Source organism: Corallococcus sp. AB030 (assembly GCF_003668965.1).
GTDB lineage: Bacteria > Myxococcota > Myxococcia > Myxococcales > Myxococcaceae > Corallococcus > Corallococcus exiguus.
The window spans coordinates 21,984-40,961 of record NZ_RAWQ01000074.1; the positions used below are offsets into that span (position 1 = coordinate 21,984).

The window sequence follows — 18,978 nt, forward strand, 5'->3', positions numbered from 1 at the left end:
GGATCCGGGAGCGGCCCCACTATTCCGCCACCAGTGACGTGAAGAGGGCCTCGTACTTCCGGGCGGACGCGGTCCAGGAGAAGTCCTTCCCCATGCCCCGCACCTGGAAGTCCCCCAGCCGTGCGGGGTCCGCGTACAGGGAGAGCGCCCGGCGGATGGCGGCCAGGAGCGCCGAGCGGTGGAAGGACTCGAAGAGGATGCCGTTGCCATCCAGCCCCCCCTCCACCGTGTCCACCAGTCCACCCGTGGCCCGGACGATGGGCACCGTGCCGTAGCGCAGTGAATACATCTGGTTCAGGCCGCACGGCTCGTAGCGGCTGGGCATGAGGAAGAAGTCCGACCCGGCTTCCACCAGATGTGACAACGCCGGGTCGAACCCGATGTGCACGCCCACCTGCTTCGGGTGGCGTGCCTGCAGCGCCCTCAGGCCCGCCTCCAGGGTCGGGTCGCCGTTGCCCACCGCCACGAACCTCAGGTCCCCCTGGAGCGCCGCGGGCAGCGTCTCCAGCAGCAGGTCCACGCCCTTCTGCCACGCCAGCCGGCTGACGATGCCGAACACCGGCGCGTTGCCTTCCGTGGGCAGGCCGAAGCGCTCCAGCAGGGCGCGCTTGCACATCGCCTTGCCCGTCATGTCCTCCGGGCCGTAGCGCGCGGGCAGGAAGGAGTCCGTGTGGGGGTTCCACTCGTGCGCGTCGATGCCGTTGATGATGCCGGTGAGCGCGTGCGAGCGGCGGCGCAGCAGTCCATCCAGCCCGTAGCCCTGCTCCGGCGTCTGGATTTCGCGCGCGTAGGTGGGCGACACGGTGGTGAGCGCTTCGGAGTAGACGAGCCCCGCCTTGAGGAAGTTGACGTGGTCGTAGAACTCCACGCCCTCCGGCGTGAAGAGGTCCCACGGCAGCCCCAGGTCCTCCATGGTCCGCTTGGGGAACTGCCCCTGGTAGGCCAGGTTGTGGATGGTGAAGACGCACTTCGCCTTAGCGAGCGGCGTGCCCTGGAAGCCGCGGCGCAGGGCCACGGGGACCAGGCCCGTCTGCCAGTCGTGCAGGTGGATGATGTCCGGGAAGAAGCGCAGGCGCTGCGCGGCCTGGAGCGCGCCCACGCACAGGTAGGCGAAGCGGCGGGGGTTGTCCGCGAACTCACTGCCCGCGTCGCCGTAGAGGCCCTTGCGGCCGCCGTAGAAGGCCTCGTTCTCCAGGAAGAGGACCTCCAGGCGTTCGGAGAGGCGCGCGGACAGGATGGGGCCGCCCGTTTCACCGAAGGGGAAGCGCAGCACCAGGGACTGGCCGGTGGGCAGCAAGTGTCCGGTGTTGCGCACGTCCTGGTAGCGGGGCGTGACGATCTTCACGTCGTGCCCCAGCCCGGCGAGCGCCGTGGGCAGGGCCCCGGCCACGTCGCCCAGTCCCCCCGTCTTCGAGAAGGGGGTGACCTCCGAGGCGATGAAGAGGATCTTCATGAGTCCCGCCATTGCGTGCGAGTCCCGACAGGGAGTCAACCGCGAACGTGCGCGCCGGGGCCGTGTTTCCTATGGTGCGCCGCGTGACGAATATCCCTCCCGACCCCATCCAGCGCTTCGCCGACCTCTTCGCCCAGGCGAAGGCCGCCATCCCCGTGGACCCGAACGCCATGGTGGTCGCGTCCGTGGACGACCAGGGCCGCCCCAGCTCACGCGTGGTGCTGCTCAAGGACTTCGATGCGCGGGGCTTCGTCTTCTTCACCAACTTCCACAGCCGCAAGGGCCGTCAGCTCCGTGCGCACCCGTACGCGGCGCTGTGCTTCTTCTGGCAGCCCCTGGAGCAGCAGGTGCGCATCGAGGGCCGGGTGGAACAGGTGACGGACGCGGAGGCGGACGCGTACTTCCAGAGCCGCGCGCGCGGCAGCCAGATTGGCGCGTGGGCCAGCCTCCAGAGTGAGGAGCTGCCCTCGCGCGAGCTGCTGGAGCAGCGCGTGGCGGAGGTGGAGGCGCGCTTCCAGGGCCGTGCGGTGGAGCGCCCGTCGCACTGGAGCGGCTTCCGCGTGGTGCCGGACCGCATCGAGTTCTGGCACGCCCGCCCCAGCCGGTTGCACGAGCGCAACGTGTACCTGCGCGACGGCGCGGGCTGGAAGACGCAGCTGCTGTTCCCTTGAAACAAGTCCTCAGGGCACGCGGTGCTCGCGGAAGGTGACGCGCAGCGTGTACGTGCCCGCCGGAGCCTCCACCCGCACGAAGTCCCGCGCGTGCGGCGTCTGCTGCGTCAGCGTGCCTCCCGTGGCCTGCTTCTCCCAGGCCACCAGCGCCAGGTCGTCCACCGCCGTCACGCCCTGGCCGGACTTCGGAGGCGCGGTGTTGAGCGTCAGGTCCAACGCCCAGGGCGCGTTCCACAGGTCCGGCTTCGGCGGATCCGCGGGGAAGTGCAGGTCCTCCGCCACCAGCGTCCAGTCGTAGGTGCCGCCGTCGTGGCGCAGCAGCGTCTGCTCGCCGAAGAGCGTGTAGGACTCCACGGGCAGGTACTGCACCTTGGCGGAGAAGGCACCACCGCCCCGCCCCTTCAGCCACGCCACCGCCGTGAGGTCGCGGTTGGGCGGCCCTTCGGCGAAACCCGGCGGACGGAAGCGGTTGACCAGCTTCACCGCCGCGCTCCGTGAGTCGCTGGCCGCACGCCGCTGGCAGAGCGCCGCCGCGCCCCGATGCGGCCCGTCCTGGCACACGTAGCCGGCGTTCGGGCCCGCGCTCCAGCGCGAGGCTTCGTTGGCGTCGTCGTCCACGTCGTGGTCCTCGAAGTCGCCGTGCAGGAGCACGTCGCGCCCGGCCTTGAGCTTCACGCCCGTCACGTCCGCGCCCTTGAGCTTCGCCACCGCCACGGACTCCCCTTCATGGCGCAGGGGCCGCAGGTCCACCGTCGCGCGGCCGTTCGCGTCCACCGTCACCGGCACGTCCACGGTGCGCTCGCTCACCGCCGCGTGTCGGTCCTCCGGGAGCACTTCGCCCCAGGAGGGCTGGGGCACCAGCTCCACGCCGCCCTCGCGGGACAGCTCCGCCAGGTTGCGCAGGAAGTTCTCCGCCAGGTCGCCCGCGACGGGCCGGGGGCGGTAGTCCTCGATGTACACGGGCACCGCGCGAGCCCGGTCCACGCGCGTGCCGCTGGCCTCCACCTCCGCCATCAGGCCCACCATCGTCTCCATGCGGTCCTGGTCGAAGGCGAAGTTGCCCAGCGACTGCGCCATCAACACGCCCTCGTGGCGCGCGAAGCCCTGCGGGATGTGCGGGTGGTGCGCGATGACGAGCCCCGCGCCCGCGTCCACCAGGTCGCGCATCCGCTGCGCCGTCGGAGTGGAGGGCCGGATGCTGTACTCGACGCCGGTGTGCAGCACCGCCACTGGCACGCGGCCCTGCGCCTTCTCCGCGGCCAGCAGCGCGGACGCCCGCATCAGGTTCCGCGCGTCCGCCGCGCCGCCCTGATTGGGGCCCGCGACGTACTGCTGGTCATGCGCGCTGCCGGTGATGGAGCACATGGACACCAGGCTGTAGTTCGCTCCCGCGAGCGACACGCGCGCCGGAATGAAGGCCTGGTCCTCGTTCTGGCCCGCGCCACTGAAGGCCATGCCTGTCGCGGCCACGTGCGTGAGCGTGTCCTCCAGGCCCGGCGCCAGGTAGTCGTAGACATGGTTGTTGCCCAGGCTCACGTAGTCCACGCCCAGCCACGGCAGCGCGGGCAGCGAGCCGGGCAGCGTGAAGAACGCGTAGGCCTTCTCGTCGTGGGGCGTCGCCGGATGGTCCGTCACCGGCGTCTCCAGGTTCACGGCCCGGAAGTCCGCCGCCTGGAAGTAGGGCCGCACGTGCGTGAAGACGGCCTTCGTGCCCGGCAACGGATCCGACACGCGGATGAGCGCCGCCGGGTCGTCCGGCGGCATCTGGTTGCGCGGCGTGGTGTCGTCCGGGTCGAGGAAGCGCCGGCCCAGCGACACATCTCCCGCGAAGAGCATCCGCACGCCGTCCTTCGGAGACAGGCGCACCGGCGGCAGCGTCACGCGCTTCTCCGTCAGGCTCCGGCGCAGCTCCACCGCGACCACCGCCGGGCGGAAGCCCTCCGCCTCCACCGTGAGCAACCGGTTGTGACGGGGCAGTACGGGAAATCGGAAGTGTCCGGTCGCGTTCGTGCGCCCCTGCGCGTCCCCCACCTTCACCACGACGTCCGCCACTGGCGTGCCCGCCGTGGAGACCAGCGAGCCATCCAGCGCGATGCCGGTGCAGGCGTAGTCATGGCGCGCGGTCCGCTCGGCTTCGGGCACGGTGGCGTCCGCCGCGGGCTCCGGCGCGCAGGCCGTCAGCACCGGATCCTCTTCTGGCGGTGGCGGCTCTTCCGCCGTCTCGTCGGGAGGCGGCTCCTCCTCCGGCGGTGGCTCGGGAGGCGGGGGTTCTTCCTTGGGCGGGTCGTCCGGAGGCGTCACGGGCGTCACCGGTTCATCCCCCGGCGTCACGGCCTCCTGTCCGCTCTTCGGCGTGGAGGCGCCCGGACCACACGCCACGAGACACGCCGCCACCCACACCGTGGGCCACCACCGCCGCCACGCCATCCCACCCCTCCGCCGCGGACTTCCTCGCGACGAGATGGGGACGGCGGCAGGCAGGCGCCAGCGACGGCCTCGTCCCCGAGGGCTGCCTGCCTGCCCCCGGGGGCCGGGGCGTGTTCACCCGGCGACAGCGACCCTGTCCCTTCAGGCCACTACCAAGGCACTTCCGCGCCCTCGTAGTCGAAGAACCGGCCGGAGTGCTCCAGCGAGACGCTGTCGATGACCCTCAGCATCCCGCGCACGGACTCCTCCGCCGGCAGCGGCGCGTCCTGCCCGCCCATGTCCGTCTGCACCCAACCCGGATGCAACAGCACGCACGCCAGGCCTTCGCGGCGCAGGTCGTTGGACATGGAGCGCACGCCCATGTTCAGCGCGGCCTTGGACATGCGGTAGGCGTACGCGCCGCCCTCCGTGTTGCTGGAGAGCGACCCCATGCGGGACGTGACGTGCGCCACCTTGCGCCCCGCGCCGTGCCGCAGCGCGGGCAGCAGCGCGGAGGTGATGCGCAGCGGCCCGAGCGCGTTCACCTCGATGGTGCGCGCCAGGTCCTCGTAGTCCAGCTCATTCAGCCCCACCCACTGGCCGGACACGCCCGCGTTGTTGATGAGCACGTCCACCGGCTCGCGGCAGATGCGCTCCGCGAAGGCCTGGACGCTGTCCGCGCGGGTGACGTCCAGTGGATGGATCCTCAGGCGGCTGCCGGCCTCCAGCAGCAGCGGCTCCAGCCGGCGCGCCAGTTCCGGGGCACGCACCCCTGCATCCACCGTTTCTCCCCGCCGCAGCAGTTGCTGCACGAATTCGAAACCGATGCCACGGCTCGCTCCCGTGATGACATAGCGCATGCCTTTATTAACGCGCCGGGAGGCTCTCCTTGGCAAAGCTCTTGCCTTCGCACTAAGGCGCCCGGGGTTGCTCACCTCACGACAAGCTCGGGAGTAGGACGACATGACGGTCGCGGTCATTGGGGGAGGCATCACCGGACTGGCGCTGGCCTACCAATTGCGGGCTCGCGGTACTGCTGCCGTGGTGCTGGAGTCGACGTCACGCGTGGGTGGAAACGTGCAGACCCACGCCCGCGAGGGCTACCTGTTGGAGGCCGGACCCAACAGTTTCCTCGACCGGGAGCCCACGACGCGTGAACTGGCGGACGTGCTCGGAGTGTCATCCCGGATTCGTTCGGCGGATGCAGCGGCAAAAAACCGTTACATCTACACACGCGGAGCCCTGCGAGCCCTGCCCACGTCGCCTCCGGCGTTCCTGAAATCCGACATCCTTCCCCTTGCTTCCCGCCTGCGGGTGGTGGGGGAGCTGTTCAGCGGACGCAACCCCACGGGTGCGGACGAGTCCCTGGCCCGGCTGGGGCGGCGCCACCTGGGGCGCGAGGCGACGGCGGTGCTGCTGGACGCGATGCAGACGGGCACCTACGCGGGCGACCCGGAGCAGCTCAGCGCGGAGGCCACGTTCCCGCAACTCGTGAAATTCGAGCAGGAGCACCGCAGCCTCATCCTGGGCGCCATCCGTGCGCAGCGCGCGGCGCGACAAGCGAAGGGCTCGGGCGCGGTGGAGACAGGCCCCCGGCTCACCGGGCAGATGAGCACGTTCGACGGCGGCCTGGGCGTGCTGGTGGACGCGCTGGCGAAGGCGCTGGGCGACAGCGTGCGCACGGACGCGAAGGTGGAGGGACTGGAGCGCGCGGCGGATGGCTGGAAGGTGCGGTACCAGGAGCGGGGCCAGCCGGCGGAGCTGAGCGCGACGCACGTGGTGCTGGCGGTGCCCGCGCACGTGGCGGCTTCTCTCGTGCGCCCTTTGGACGCGGAGCTGGCGGAGAAGGCGGACGCCATCCCGTACGCGCCCATCGCCGTGGTGCACCTGGGCTTCGCGCCGGGGACGGTGCCGAAGCCGGACGGATTCGGGTTCCTGGTGCCAGCGGTGGAGGGCACCGCGATGCTGGGCACCATCCATGTCTCCACCACGTTCCCCTTCCGCGTGGAGGGCGGGCGCGTGCTGCTGACGTGCCTGATGGGCGGCGCTCGCCGGCCGGAGGTCGTCTCCCGGGATGAGGACGCGCTGGTGGCGCTGGCTCGCGAGGAGCTGAAGACGATGGCGGGGCTCACCGCGACGCCGGAGCTGACAGCGGTGTTCCGCTGGCCGCGCGGGATTCCCCAGTACACCGTGGGCCACCTGGAGCGCCTGGCGTCGATGGAGGAGCGGCTGAAGCGCTGGCCCGGCCTGCACCTCACCGGCAACGCGTACCGGGGCGTGGGCGTCAACGACTGCCTCAAGGAGGCTGCGCGGCTGGCGGACGCGCTGGGTGGGCCGGCGGCGGGAGCCACCCGGAGCGCCTGAGCGACCGCTCACCCCGGGACAGCGACGGCCGGGGGCAACCCTCCCCGGAAGGTCCCTGGGTCGATGCCAGAGTTCGTGGGCATGTTTCATGGACACTGGAGAAGCCCCCCATGTTCTCACTGCGCTCGCCGCTCTTGTTCGTGCTCGCCGTCCTCTTCTTCCCCGCGGTCCTCGCCGGGACGTTCGTCCTGGACCTCGTCCCCGCGCCCGTCCCCCAGCGCTAGGACGCGGGACGGTGTAGCCTTCCGCCTCCGCATGCAGGAGACGTCGCCGGAAGGCTCCATCGTTCGCGCCACGCTGCGCGCGCTCGTCGCGCCGTGGCGGTTGGCCCCCATCGTCCTGGTCTCCCTTCCGCTGCTCGCGGCCCAGGTGCGCTGGAGCGTGGATCCTCGCGCGTTCTGGATTGGCCTCCTGCTGTGCCTGATGTGCGTCGCGGTGGCGCCCGTGTCGTACCGGGTGCTGTTCCCGGAAGGGCTGGACCTGAGCCACGGCGGCATCCGCTTGCTGCTCTACGCGGCGGTGGGCAGCGGCGTGGTGCTGTCGGTGGGTTACGCCCTGCCGCGCGTCACGCTGATGCAGGACATGTTCCTGTCGGAGCCGTACAACCTGGCCATCTGCGGCGGCCTGTTCCTCGTCGCGGGCTGGGGGTTGGGGCGGGACATCGGCTTCGAGGAGACGCTGGCCCGTGAGCGCGCCCGCGCCACCCGCTTCGCCTGGGAAGCGGAGCAGGCGCAGCTGCTGGCGCTGCGCAGCCACCTGGATCCGCACTTCCTCTTCAACACGCTGAACGCCATCGCGGAGTGGTGCCGCGAGGACGGCGCCGTCGCGGAGGCCGCGGTGCTGCGGCTGTCCACGATGCTCCGCTCGGTGCTCGCGGGCGTGCGCAGCGTCACCTGGCCGCTGTCGCAGGAGCTGGAGCTGATGCGCACGCTCTTCGACCTGCACCTGCTGCGCGACCCGGACCTGTTCCAGCTGCGCATGGACGTTGCGGACGGGCTTTCGGACGTGCCCGTGCCGCCGCTGTTGCTCCTGCCCCTGGCGGAGAACGCGGTGAAGCACGGCCCGGCGGCCGGCCACCGGGGCCCGTTGAGCGTGGAGGTGGTCACGCGCGAGGGGGCGGTGGTGGTGTCCATCGACAACCCGGGCGCGTCCAAGGGCCCGCGAGAGGGCAGCGTGGGCCTGCCCACCGTGGAGCGGCGGCTGGCGCTGGCCTATGGCGGCCACGCGCTCCTGTCCCTGGAGAGCGCCGACGGGCGCACCCGTGTCACCGTCACCCTGCCCCGCCAGGGCCCCCAACCCGGAGTCCTCACGTGAGAGAGCCCCTGCGCGTCCTCATCGCCGACGATGAACTGCTGGCCCGCAAGCGCCTGTCCCGCCTGCTGGCCGCGCTGCCGGACGTGAGCGTCTGCGGCGAGGCGGTGGATGGGGACTCGGTGCTCGCGGCGGTGCGCGCGGGCGGCGTGGACGTGGTGCTGCTGGACATCCACATGCCGGGCCTGAGCGGACTGGACGCGATGGCGCTGCTGCCGGAAGGCGGGCCCCACGTCATCTTCTGCACCGCCCACGCGGAGCACGCGGTGAACGCCTTCGAGCACGGCGCGGTGGACTACGTCCTCAAGCCCGTGGAGGCGGCGCGGCTTCAGAAGGCGCTGGAGCGCGCGCGGGCGCGAGTGCCGGCGCGGGTGAAGGCGCCTACCGCGACGGCGCCGACGGCAGCGGCGGAGAAGCCGGCACTGACACGGCTGCCCATCCCGACGCGGCAGGGGCTGGTGCTGGTGTCGCCGGACGCCATCTCGCACGCGTCGCTGGAGGACGAGCTGGTGACGGTGTTCACCGCGCAGGGCGACTACCTCACCGACTTCACGCTCAACGAGCTGGCGGACAAGCTGCCCCCGGAGCACTTCCACCGGGTGCACCGCCGCGCGCTGCTCAACCTGTCCCACGTGACGCGGCTGGAGCCGCTGGAGACCGGCGGCTATCTGGCGCGTACGGCGCGGGGCCACTCAGTGGAGGTGAGCCGCCAGTCCGCGCGCGAGCTGCGCCGCATGCTGGGCCTGCGCAAGGGCGCGGAGGACGAGGGCTGAGCGCGACCGCCAGTCCTCACGCGAGCTGCGCCACATGCTGGGCCTGCGCAAGGGCGCGGAGGACGAGGGCCGAAGCCCAGCCTACGTGCGGCACCGCTTCCAGTCGGCGCGCACACCTTGCAGGCGCATCCCACGCGCAATCCGTCGCGGGCTGGCGTCAGCAACCGTGAGGCAGGCGCGGCGAGCGCACCCGCCTCGACGCCGAGCGCCTCAGTTCCAGACGAACAGCCGGTGCACCTGCGCCGCGTCGTCGCCCAGCGTGTCCGTCAGGGCCTGCTTCGCGGGCCCGGGCAGCTCCACGCCGCCTCGCGCGCAGCGGGCCGCATCCTCCACGGCGAAGGCGGGCGCATTGCAGAACGCGTCCTGCCAGCGCGACATGAGCGAGGCGAAGAAGGTCTGCTCGTAGCCGCGCAGCTGGCCATCCAGCCAGCCCTCCTTGTTGGGCCGCTGGAACACCTGCGGGCGCACGCCGCCGGGCTCGAAGGTGATGTTGTGCTCGTAGCCGGAGGCCTCCAGGGCGTTCTCCGCCTTCACCGCCAGCGGCGCGTGCCGCTCCTGGAGGATGCCCTGGGCCACCACCGCGAAGTGGTACTCCACGCCCCGCCGCTGCGCGTGGTAGTCGAACGAGCGCGACACGTCGCGGTACTTCGTCACCTCGACCGTCGTCTTGTACTCCACCGTCTTCGTCTGACGGACCAGGCGCTTCTTCATCACGCCCTTCTCTTCGTAGGACTCCTCCACCGAGTACGGCACCTCCGCCGTCGCGGTGCGGTCCTCGTGGTCCGTGTACGGCACGCGCTCCGTCCACGGCGCCGTCAGCCGCACGGGCTCGACGGTGCGCCGCTCGCTCAGGCTCCCGGCGATGGTCATCGGCGCGTGGCGCTGGGACGCCTCCGAGTACCAGGGCGAGGCCTCGAACGCGCCCGACAGCCGTGTCATCAGGTACTGCACGACGTCATTGCTGATGCCATCCACGGACACCTCCCACGTGGGCACGCCCAGCGCCTCCGGGAACATCCCCGCGCGGGGCGCCGACTGCTGGTAGTGCCCGCAGTAGCGCGACACCAGCTCCGTCCAGTGCTGCGCGCCGCCGGACAGCGACTGCTTCAGCTTCGCGCACGTCGCCACGCCGCCCTGCGCTACCGCCTCCTCCACGTCGCGGCGGATGGGCGCCATCTCCGGTTGGGCCAGGAGCGTGCGCTTGCGGTCCAGGTGCGACTCCGCCGTCAGCGCGTTGCCCAGCTTCGCCGGGTCGATGATGAGCTGGCGCAGGTGCCGGTGCGTGCCCGCCATCTCCTCCAGGAGCGAGCTCTCCATGCCGCCATCCAGCTTGGAGTTCCACTTCACCCTGTAGGTGAAGAACTGCTCCAGGTTCGCTTCCGCGTCCTCGTCCCGCCCCTCCACCCGCGCCTGCCGCGCCTGGGTGAGCAGCTGCGACAGGCCGCGCCAGCGCAGGTCATCCAGCGACGCGCGATACTCGGGGTTGTTGGGCTCGTCATTGACGAGCTTCACGTAGACCTCGGCCGCCTCCACGAAGCGGCCCTTCTCCGCCAGGTCGTTGGCGTGGCCCCGGGTGGTCGAGCACGCGGTCAGTCCCCCCGCGCACAGCAGCGCGGGGACGAGGAAGGGCTTCCGGCGGGCGCCGGAGCGGAACGAAGCAAGGAGCGAGGCAATCACGGGAACGGCACCCTTCAGCGAGAGGCACGCGGCCCCGCAGGCTGACTCACAGCATGCCGCGATTATTCACCGCGACAGCCCCGTCCCGACAAGGCCCCCAGGCTCCGGGGTACGTCAGCGCTCCACCGGCCAGGTGTGCACCGGCAGCCCCTCCTCTGACAGCTCCAGGTAGCGCTCCAGCAGGGCCGCCAGCGCGTCCTGGCGGGGCATGTGGGCCTCCAGCCGCTCCAGCACCGCCCGCTGCCAGCGAGCCCCCGTCCGCTGAAGCGCCACGCGCCGGGCGATGATGTCCAGCAAGCCGTCCGCCTCCGAGGCCTCCACCCCGGCCTCCAGCAGCCCGCGCCTCGCCACCGGCAACAGCTGCTTCACCAGCTCCGCCGCCGGCATCACCCGAGGACTGGGCGCGGTCTCCGCCGGCCACAGCAGCGTCGCGCCCAGGCCGTAGTGAGCCGCCTGCTTGAAGTTGCGCCGCGCTTGCCAGAAGGGCAGCGCCGGCAGCAGCGCGTCCACCCGCTCCGCGAGACCCAGCGTCAGCCCCAGCAGGAACGCACCGTTGGCCACCATGTCCACCGGCGTGGGGCCGGACGGCAGCGCGCGGAACTCGATGCGCACGTGGCCTTCCCCGTGCGGATCATAGATGGCCCGGTTCCATGACCAGACCGTCCCCTGGTGCAGCCGCAGCTCCTCCAGCTTCGGCAGGCCGCCAGCGGCCACCACCTCCAGCGGGGACTCCTGCCCCATCACCGGCAGGAGCGCCGGATGGAGCGCCACGGCCTCCGCGAACAGCTCGTGCAGTCCCTCGCGCACCCAGCCGTGTCCGAACGTCACGCGCGGGTGCAGGTGCGCGGCCTCGTCGCTGTCGCTCCGGTCGTCGGTGGCCTGCTGGAAGAGCGCCACGCGCGTCTCCTCCCACAGCCGCTTGCCCAGGAACACCGGCGAGTTTCCGCACGCGGCCAGCACCGGCCCGGTGGCCAGCTGCGCGGCGTTGTACACGCGCGCGAAGTCCTCCGGGGCCACGCGCAGGTGGAACTGGAGCGACGTGTTCGCCCCCTCCAGCGTCACGTCCTCCCAGGCGAGGTTGAGCGTGTCGTCGCCCGCGATGGCCACCTGGAAGGGCCCGTCGCGCCGCTTGCGGATGGCCGAGGCCAGCGCCCGGTAGCGCGGCTGCGGCGTGAGCGCGTTCTTCCCCAGGTCCACCTGCCGCAGCGTGGGCAGGATTCCCACCGCCGCCACGCGCGCGCCCTCCGTCGCCGCCGCGCGCCTCAACTCCGCCAACACTTCGTCCAGTTGGGCCTGGAGCCCGGTGAAAGGCCGCCCCGCGAGCAACGAGGGGCGCAGGTTCATCTCCATGTTGAAGCGGTTGAGCTCCAGCGTCAGCCGGTCGTCCTTGGACTTCGCCAGCACCTGCTGGTTCACCGGCAGCGGCGAACCCGCGCCGTCCACCAACGCCACCTCCAGCTCCGCGCCCATCGTCGCGGGTCCCACGCCAAAGCCCGGGCGCTGGAGCACCTGTCGCAGCGCCTCCAGGCTCTCCGCGAGCCGCTCCACGAACCGCGCGTGCTCCTCCGGCGTGAACTCCTCCTGCTGGATGGCCAGACCCATAGGCCCTCCACGATTGGCACGACGCGGCGCACTGGCACGCGCGGTGTCAGCCGCTGGACGCCGCAACGCACCGGGAACCCCGCCCGCCTCCCACACTCGCTCCCTCGTCCGCCCCTCAGGCCGGCGGACCCGGGTGCGTCCGCGCCGGGTGTGTTATCCCAGGTCCCGTCATGCCGGACGCCACCGTCAACCTCTACGACCTGCCCCGCCCCGCGCTGGATGCGCGGCTCGCCGGCTGGGGCTTCAGCCCCCAGTACCGCGAGCGCGTGTGGACGGGCCTGTACCGCGACGGCGTCACCGCGACAGGCGACGTGCAGGGACTGCGCCCGGACCTCCAGGCCGTGCTCCAGGAGCGAGCGCACCTGGGCACGCTCGCCACGCATCACGAGAGCTTCAGCAGCGACGGGCTCACCCACAAGCTGCTCTTGCGCCTGCACGACGCGCAGACCATTGAGACGGTGCTGATGCGCTTCAAGGGCCGCGCCACCGTGTGCGTGAGCACGCAGGCCGGGTGCGCCATGGGCTGCGTCTTCTGCGCCACGGGCCAGATGGGGCTGTCACGCCACCTGACGCCGGGCGAAATCGTGGGCCAGGTGCTCCACGTCACGCGCGTCCTGCGCGCGCAGGGGGAAGCGCTGCGCAACATCGTGCTCATGGGCATGGGCGAGCCCCTGCACAACTACGAGCACACCATGGCCGCGGTGGACATCCTCGTGGACCCCAAGGGCCTGGCGCTGGCGCCGCGCTTCATCACCTTGTCCACCGTGGGCGTGGTGCCCGGCATCCTCCGGCTCGCGGACGAGGCGCGCCCTGTGCAGCTCGCGGTGAGCCTCCACGGCGCCACGGACGCGGAGCGCGCCGCGCTGGTGCCCGCGGGCCGCCGCTGGCCTCTCAACGAGCTGATGGACGCGTGCCGCTACTACGTGGCGAAGCGCAAGCGCCGCATCTTTTTCGAGTGGACGCTCATCTCCGGCCGCAACGACACCGCGGAGCACGCACACCATCTGGGGACGCTGCTGCACGGGATGGACGCGCACGTGAACGTCATCCCGCTCAACCCCACGGTGGGCTACGACGGCGGCCCCAGCGTCCCCGACGCGGTGCGTGCGTTCCAGGACGTGCTCACGTCGTACGGCGTGCCCAGCACGGTGCGCCAACGTCGCGGCATCGACATCGACGCGGGCTGCGGCCAGCTCAAGGCCGCCGTGGAGCGCAAGCCCCGCCGCTCCCTTCCCGTCGCGTCCTGAGCAACGTGCGGGGTCGCTCGGAACACCACCCGACCTGACGTGTCACCCCGGAGCGCTAGCGTCCGCTCCGTCCGCACGCGCGTAACGAGGTGTGTGCGGCACGTGGATGTTCGGGGGCCCTTGCATGGCATGGGCTCGTGGGCACATTCTTCAAGACGGCTTCCACGCAACCCCAACGGCTTCTCTGGCGGAGGTGGGCAATGCTTTCCATCCAGGAGCACGGCACGGTGGAAGAGGCGAGCAGCAACCTGCTCGACTTCATCCTGATCCCCGACAACTGGCTCGAGCAGGCGCCTCCGCAGCCCGAGGCCTCCGCCACATGGCCGGCATCGGATACCCAGTACCAGCGCCGCGTGGGTACGCTGCGCATCTGTGCGTCGGTGGACGTGGCACCGTCGCTGGACGTGGTGCTCCACATCGCGTTCCGCGCACCGGGGCTCACGCCGATCAAGGCGGCGGACCACCTGGAGAGCTTCCTCAAGCAGCGCCTGCCGCTGACGCCCAACAGCGAGTGGCAGGTGGAGGTGGACGAGCGCCGGTGGATCCACTTCTCGCGGCGCTACGCGGGCACGCACCTGCTGGCGTGACAGCTACGGCGCCAGCCGGTAGTGCCGCAGCGGCTGCGCCACGTTCTTCACCGGCGTTTCCGTGAGGGGGCCGAACTGGAGCTTGCGCACGAAGGGCTCCTGCGACTGCTTCAGCGCTTCGTGCACGCTCTCCATCACCAGCGTCTCGCGGAACCCCGCCAGCGACTGCAGCCGCGCGGCCTGGTTCATGCCACTGGAGAACGCGGTGTAGTTGCGGTTGGGACCAAAGAGGCCGCAGTTCGCTGTGGCCAGATTCACGCCCACCGACACGCCCAGGCCCGGCAGCTTCACCCGCTGGCACAGCGCGGCCACCTCCTCGCGTTCGCTCAACTCCGCAGTGAAGGCCTGGATGTCCTGCGCGGCGCGCACGGCGGCCTCCGCGCGGCGCACGCGGTCCGTCTGGAAGAAGGGCGGACCGAAGAGGCCGATGACGCAGTCGCCCACCATCTTGTCGAACACGCCGCCGCGCTGCCAGATGCAGTCCACGGCGCGCGCGCTCCACTCGTCCACGAAGCGGCCGATGCTGCGCGGGCTGTCGAAGCCCTGCTCGCAGATGCGGGTGAAGCCGTTGATGTCCGCGAACAGGATGCCCACCTCCTGCTCCTGCGCGCGCAGGTGCCGCGCGTAGTCCGGGTCCTCCAGCAGCGCGTCGATGGCCACCGTGGGGAAGAACTGCGACAGGTGGATGCGCTCGCGGTTGTAGTCCAGCAGGCGCTGGCTCAGCGTGGAGGCCAGCACGCGGATGAGGTCCATCGCGTACGCGGAGAAGCCCTCGTTGCTCCAGACGACAATCTTGCCCAGGGGCTCGCTGCGCGTGGCCGCGGAGATGAGCACCGCTTCCGTGGAGCGCCCGTCGAACAGGCGCTTGAGCACGCCCGCGTCCCCGTGCAGCAACCGCGTGCCGTGCTGGTGCAGCAGCGTCTCCAGCTGCGAGCCGGGCTGATCTCCGCTCTCGTACTCCAGCTGCCCGTGCCGGTACGAACGGTAGTGCAGCACGTGCGGCTGCACGGCGTCGCGGTACAGGAGGAGGAAGCCCGGCAACCGCACCCGCTGCGCCAGCGTGCGCACCGCGTGGTCCATGCCCGCCTCGAAGACGGGGTTGGCCAGGTGCTCGTTGCACTGGAGGATGAGCTGGTGCTTCTCCGACGCGGTGTGGACCAGCATCAGCACCGTGTCCAGCTCCTCCGCCACCACGTCCAGCGCGCGCGCGCGCTTCGCGGTGATGCCCGCGTCACCGGGCGGCCCCGCGAAGAGCACACCCATCGTCCCCACCGGTGAGCCCGCCACGTCCAGCGTCTGGGTGAGCAGCGTGCCCGTGTCGAGGACGCTCAGGCCCACGGGCCCCGCCAGAAGACTCCCGGCGAAGACGCCGCCCCAGTCGCCCGCGCTCCAGGTCTGCTCCACCAGCTCCTCGTCGCGCGTGGTGACGGCGATGGCGCGCGCGCCCAGGTGCGAAAGCAGCGTGGGGAAGCAGCGCCGGAAGCACTGGGTGAGCGTCTCGCGCTCCCGCAGGCTCTCCTCCAGGAGGTCGTCCGTGACGCGTCCCAGCTGGCGCAGGTAGCGGTACTCGTCCAGGGACAACTCAACGGGTGGGGACGTGGGCGCCGGGGTCATGTGCGCCCCTTGTACCGCCGCCCGGGGGGACTGTCACAAGGCCGGCACGTGCTTCGTGCCGCCCACGACGACGCCGTCCTGGACCTCGATGAGCCAGTAGCCCTCCTTCCCCGCCTGGGTGGAGGAGCCCGCGCCGAACAGGTGGGGCCGGTCGTCGGTGGCCGGGTGGTGGTAGCGCTGGTGGATGTGCCCATGGAGCACCGCGAAGCGCGGGCCCGGCAGGAGCTTCAGGAGCGCGTCCGCGTCACGCAGGCCGTGGTGCCAGCCGTCCGCGTGGTTCGCGGCACCGCGCGGCGCGTGGTGCACCACCACCAGGATGGCGCGGCCGTCCAACCGGGCGTCCTTCAGCAGGGCCGCCAGGCCTTCGAGCTGCGCGGGGCCCACGGTGCCGTAGGACAGGCCGGGCGTGGGCAGCGGGCGCGCGGAGCACAGGCCCACCACCGCGGCGCCCTCCCCCACCAGCCTCACGAAGGGGAACGCGCCCTCGCGGCGGTACTCCGGCAGGTCGCTCTCCAGCAGGTCCCCGAAGTGCCGCGCGAAGCGGCCGTCACGCGCCGCGCCGGGGGTGAAGACGTCGTGGTTGCCGGGGATGACGGTGCAGCGCGCGGGCGTGGGGGCCAGGGGCGCGAGCGCGGCGCGGGCGGCGCGGAACTCGCCTTCCAGGGCGTAGGCGGTGAGGTCGCCGGAGAGGATGAAGTGGTCCACGCCGTGCGTGCCCGCCTCGCGGGCGATGGTGGACAGCGTGGCCTGCGCGTTCCGGTAGGCCTTCGCCCGGCCTCCCGCCGTCAGCTCGACGAGCGCAATCCAGCGGCGCCAGCCCAGCTTGCGCAGCGGCAGGGCGAAATAGTCCTCGGTGATGTGGACGTCGGAGCAGTGCAGGAAGCGCATGGAGGGAGTCACATCCCAGGAACGGAAGGAAGCGGCGGGGCATTCTCTCCCAGCGCGCGGTGCGGGCGGGGAAGTTATGGTCGCCGCCACGATGCGAGGACGCTTCGCCCCCAGCCCCACCGGCCGCATGCACCTGGGCAACATGAGAAGCGCGCTCCTGGGCTGGCTCCAGGCCCGGGCCGCGGGCGGCGCGTTCCTGCTGCGCATCGAGGACCTGGACCGCGCGAGATGCCGCCCCCAGTTCCTCCAGGACCTCTACGAGGACCTGCGCTGGCTGGGCCTGGACTGGGACGAAAAACCGCTCATCCAGAGCGAGCGCGACAGCGTCTACCGCGAGGCCCAGGAGAAACTCGGGCGCGAGGGGCTCATCTACCCGTGCTTCTGCACGCGCGCGGAGATCGCCCGCGCGGCGAGCGCTCCCCACGGCCTGTCCGACGAAGGCCCACGCTACCCCGGCACCTGCGCGCACCTCACCGCCGAGCAGGTTTCGGAACGTGCCCGCACGCGCGCCCCCGCGTACCGCTTCCGCGCGCGCGAAGGCGAAGTGCGCTTCGTGGACGAGCTCATGGGCCCGTACGCCCAGGATGTGCAGGCGCTGGTGGGGGACTTCGTGGTGCGCCGCAACGACGGCGTGGCCAGCTACCAGCTCGCGGTGGTGGTGGACGACGCGGCCAGCCGCATCACCCACGTGCTGCGCGGGGACGACCTGTTGCCCTCCACGCCCCGGCAGCTCCAGCTCTACGCCGCGCTGGGCCTGCCCGCGCCCGCGTTCCTCCACGTGCCGCTGGTGATGGGCGAGGACGGCAAGCGGCTGGCGAAGCGCGACGGGGCGTTCGCGCTCGCGGAGCTGCGGGCGCGCGGCCGACCTCCCGAGCACGTCCTGGGTCTGCTCGCCGCATGGAGCGGCCTGGGCGACGGCAGCCCGGTGACCCTGCCCGCGCTCGTCGCGCGCTACCGCACGGACGCGCTCCCTCGCGAGCCGGTGGTGGCGCGCGAGGCACTGCTCCTCGACGCGCTCGGCCTGCGCTGAGGCCACCCGGCCTTCCGCCCCACCCTTCGGGGCGGGGCGGCCGTGAAGCAGTGAAACGAAGTGGCTTCCCCGGTGCACACCTTCAGCCCAGACACGTACGTCCGGACCGTGCCCAGGCGCGGCTTCGGCGACTCACGGGAAGCGAGGGTGGAGTCCAATGGCAGCCATTGTTGAAAGCGAACGAGCCGGCATCATCCCAGCGGTGCCAGGCAGTGCGTACAAGCTGAGCTGGGGCGCCATCTTCGGTGGCACCTTCGTCGCGCTGGGCGTCTGGATATTGCTCTACACGCTGGGGCTGGCGCTGGGCCTGTCGTCGGTGAACCCCGCCGACGCGGGGAGCGCGAAGTCCGCGGGCATCTTCACCGGCATCTGGAGCGTGCTCGTGCCGCTGGTGGCGCTCTTCGTGGGCGGCGTGGTGGCCGCGCGCAGCGCGGGCATCGTGGACAAGGCGGGAGGCGCCATGCACGGCGCGGTGCTCTGGGGCCTGACGACGCTCATGGGCGTCCTCGTGCTGGGCATGGTGCTGTCGAGCGTGCTGGGCGCGGTGTTCAACGTGGGCAAGGCCGCGGTGGGCGCGGGTGGCACCGCCGCCGTGGGGGCGGTGACGGGCGGCGGTGAAGCGGCGAAGGCGTTCGGCCTGGACGCCAACGACGCGCTCGCGCCGGTGAACCAGCGCCTGCGGCAGGAGGGCAAGCCCACCATCACCGCGAACCAGCTGGAGGCAGCGACCAAGGACATCGTCACCGAGGGCGTGCGCCAGGGCCGCATGGACCGTGAGCTCCTGGTGAGCAACATCGCGCAGAACACCAAGCTGTCGCGCCAGGACGCGGAAGGCGTGGCCGACCGTGTGGAGCAGCAGGTGGACCAGGCCAAGACCAAGGCCAGTGAGCTGGGCCAGCAGGCCCAGCAGGGCGCGCTGAAGGTGGCGGACCGCTCCGGCCGCGTCTTCTGGGGCATCTTCGCGGGGCTGCTGCTGGGGCTCGTCGCGGCGGTGCTCGGCGCCACGCTGGGCGTCAGCCGCAAGCAGCGCATCCGCGCGGAAGGGGCGGTGGTGGTGCCCCCGACGACGCCCACGACGCCCGGCCCGCGGCGCGAGGTGTATCCGTAGCCTCGGGCGCTCGCGTGAATCCCCGCTTCACGGCCCTTCGTGAGGCGGGTATGACACGCGGGCTCCCGGCCCATGGCGTCCTCTCACCGCACCGTTGTCCATTGGCTCCTCATCCCCGGCCTGAGCCTGGGGCTGTTCCTGCTGTTCACGCTGGGAGCCGCGTGGGTGACGCGCTTCACGGACGCACCGGAGCTGCCTGAACCCGCCGCGCCGCCGCCGGCCCTTCCGCCGCGCGCGACCGCACCGG

Annotated in this window: 15 protein-coding genes; 8 read left to right on the forward strand and 7 right to left on the reverse strand. The window is 71.6% G+C overall.

Translation table 11 applies throughout. The features are described 5' to 3' along the window. Positions 1-19: 19 nt before the first annotated feature. Complete coding sequence (gene glgA / locus D7Y15_RS19015) at positions 20-1,453, reverse strand: glycogen synthase GlgA (RefSeq protein WP_121753488.1); 1,434 nt, start codon at positions 1,451-1,453, stop codon at positions 20-22. 71 nt (positions 1,454-1,524) lie between these two features. Here glgA and pdxH point away from each other — a divergent pair, with 71 nt between their 5' ends. Continuing rightward, positions 1,525-2,124, forward strand: a complete 600-nt coding sequence (pdxH, locus tag D7Y15_RS19020; protein WP_120576574.1) for a pyridoxamine 5'-phosphate oxidase — start codon at positions 1,525-1,527, stop codon at positions 2,122-2,124. 9 nt (positions 2,125-2,133) lie between these two features. On the opposite strand, the gene D7Y15_RS19025 is transcribed toward pdxH, so the two are convergent. Then, positions 2,134-4,551: a CapA family protein gene (locus tag D7Y15_RS19025; protein ID WP_121753479.1), complete on the reverse strand. Its 2,418-nt coding sequence runs from the start codon at positions 4,549-4,551 to the stop codon at positions 2,134-2,136. Between the two features lie 149 nt (positions 4,552-4,700). Continuing rightward, positions 4,701-5,390: an SDR family oxidoreductase gene (locus D7Y15_RS19030; RefSeq protein ID WP_121753480.1), complete on the reverse strand. Its 690-nt coding sequence runs from the start codon at positions 5,388-5,390 to the stop codon at positions 4,701-4,703. A gap of 103 nt (positions 5,391-5,493) precedes the next feature. Between D7Y15_RS19030 and hemG the strand changes: the two genes are divergently transcribed. The 3 genes from hemG (at position 5,494) to D7Y15_RS19045 (ending at position 8,978) form a co-directional block, all read left to right on the forward strand. Continuing rightward, on the forward strand, positions 5,494-6,894 hold the full coding sequence (gene hemG, locus D7Y15_RS19035) for a protoporphyrinogen oxidase (protein WP_121753481.1): 1,401 nt from the start codon (positions 5,494-5,496) through the stop codon (positions 6,892-6,894). 255 nt (positions 6,895-7,149) lie between these two features. Next, positions 7,150-8,208: a sensor histidine kinase gene (locus D7Y15_RS19040; protein ID WP_120576569.1), complete on the forward strand. Its 1,059-nt coding sequence runs from the start codon at positions 7,150-7,152 to the stop codon at positions 8,206-8,208. Beyond that, complete coding sequence (locus D7Y15_RS19045; RefSeq protein WP_121753482.1) at positions 8,205-8,978, forward strand: LytTR family DNA-binding domain-containing protein; 774 nt, start codon at positions 8,205-8,207, stop codon at positions 8,976-8,978. Before D7Y15_RS19040 ends, D7Y15_RS19045 begins: the two co-directional genes overlap by 4 nt. A 210-nt stretch (positions 8,979-9,188) precedes the next feature. On the opposite strand, the gene D7Y15_RS19050 is transcribed toward D7Y15_RS19045, so the two are convergent. Next, complete coding sequence (locus tag D7Y15_RS19050; protein WP_121753483.1) at positions 9,189-10,655, reverse strand: hypothetical protein; 1,467 nt, start codon at positions 10,653-10,655, stop codon at positions 9,189-9,191. 114 nt (positions 10,656-10,769) lie between these two features. Beyond that, entirely contained in the window at positions 10,770-12,257 is a 1,488-nt protein-coding gene (locus D7Y15_RS19055; protein WP_121753484.1) for a glutamate--cysteine ligase, read from the reverse strand. Positions 12,258-12,427: 170 nt separating this feature from the next. On the opposite strand from D7Y15_RS19055, the gene rlmN reads away from it, so the two are divergent. Then, positions 12,428-13,504 carry a 23S rRNA (adenine(2503)-C(2))-methyltransferase RlmN gene (rlmN, locus tag D7Y15_RS19060; protein ID WP_121753485.1) on the forward strand — a complete coding sequence of 359 codons (1,077 nt, stop codon included), beginning with the start codon at positions 12,428-12,430 and terminating at the stop codon, positions 13,502-13,504. 200 nt (positions 13,505-13,704) lie between these two features. Beyond that, a complete protein-coding gene (locus D7Y15_RS19065; protein ID WP_120576564.1) occupies positions 13,705-14,091 on the forward strand; it encodes a hypothetical protein in 387 nt (128 codons plus the stop codon). A 3-nt stretch (positions 14,092-14,094) separates the two neighbouring features. Here D7Y15_RS19065 and D7Y15_RS19070 read toward each other — a convergent pair whose 3' ends face one another. Both D7Y15_RS19070 and D7Y15_RS19075 read right to left on the reverse strand, forming a co-directional pair. After that, complete coding sequence (locus D7Y15_RS19070; protein WP_121753486.1) at positions 14,095-15,705, reverse strand: adenylate/guanylate cyclase domain-containing protein; 1,611 nt, start codon at positions 15,703-15,705, stop codon at positions 14,095-14,097. Positions 15,706-15,738: 33 nt separating this feature from the next. Next, positions 15,739-16,593 (reverse strand): metallophosphoesterase, encoded by an 855-nt coding sequence (locus D7Y15_RS19075; protein ID WP_120576562.1) that lies wholly within the window; start codon positions 16,591-16,593, stop codon positions 15,739-15,741. Between the two features lie 91 nt (positions 16,594-16,684). Between D7Y15_RS19075 and gluQRS the strand changes: the two genes are divergently transcribed. Together gluQRS and D7Y15_RS19085 are read left to right on the forward strand one after the other, a co-directional pair. Continuing rightward, entirely contained in the window at positions 16,685-17,623 is a 939-nt protein-coding gene (gluQRS, locus tag D7Y15_RS19080) for a tRNA glutamyl-Q(34) synthetase GluQRS (protein WP_233605012.1), read from the forward strand. A gap of 157 nt (positions 17,624-17,780) precedes the next feature. Then, a complete protein-coding gene (locus D7Y15_RS19085) occupies positions 17,781-18,731 on the forward strand; it encodes a hypothetical protein (RefSeq protein ID WP_120576560.1) in 951 nt (316 codons plus the stop codon). The last annotated feature ends 247 nt before the right edge of the window (positions 18,732-18,978 follow it).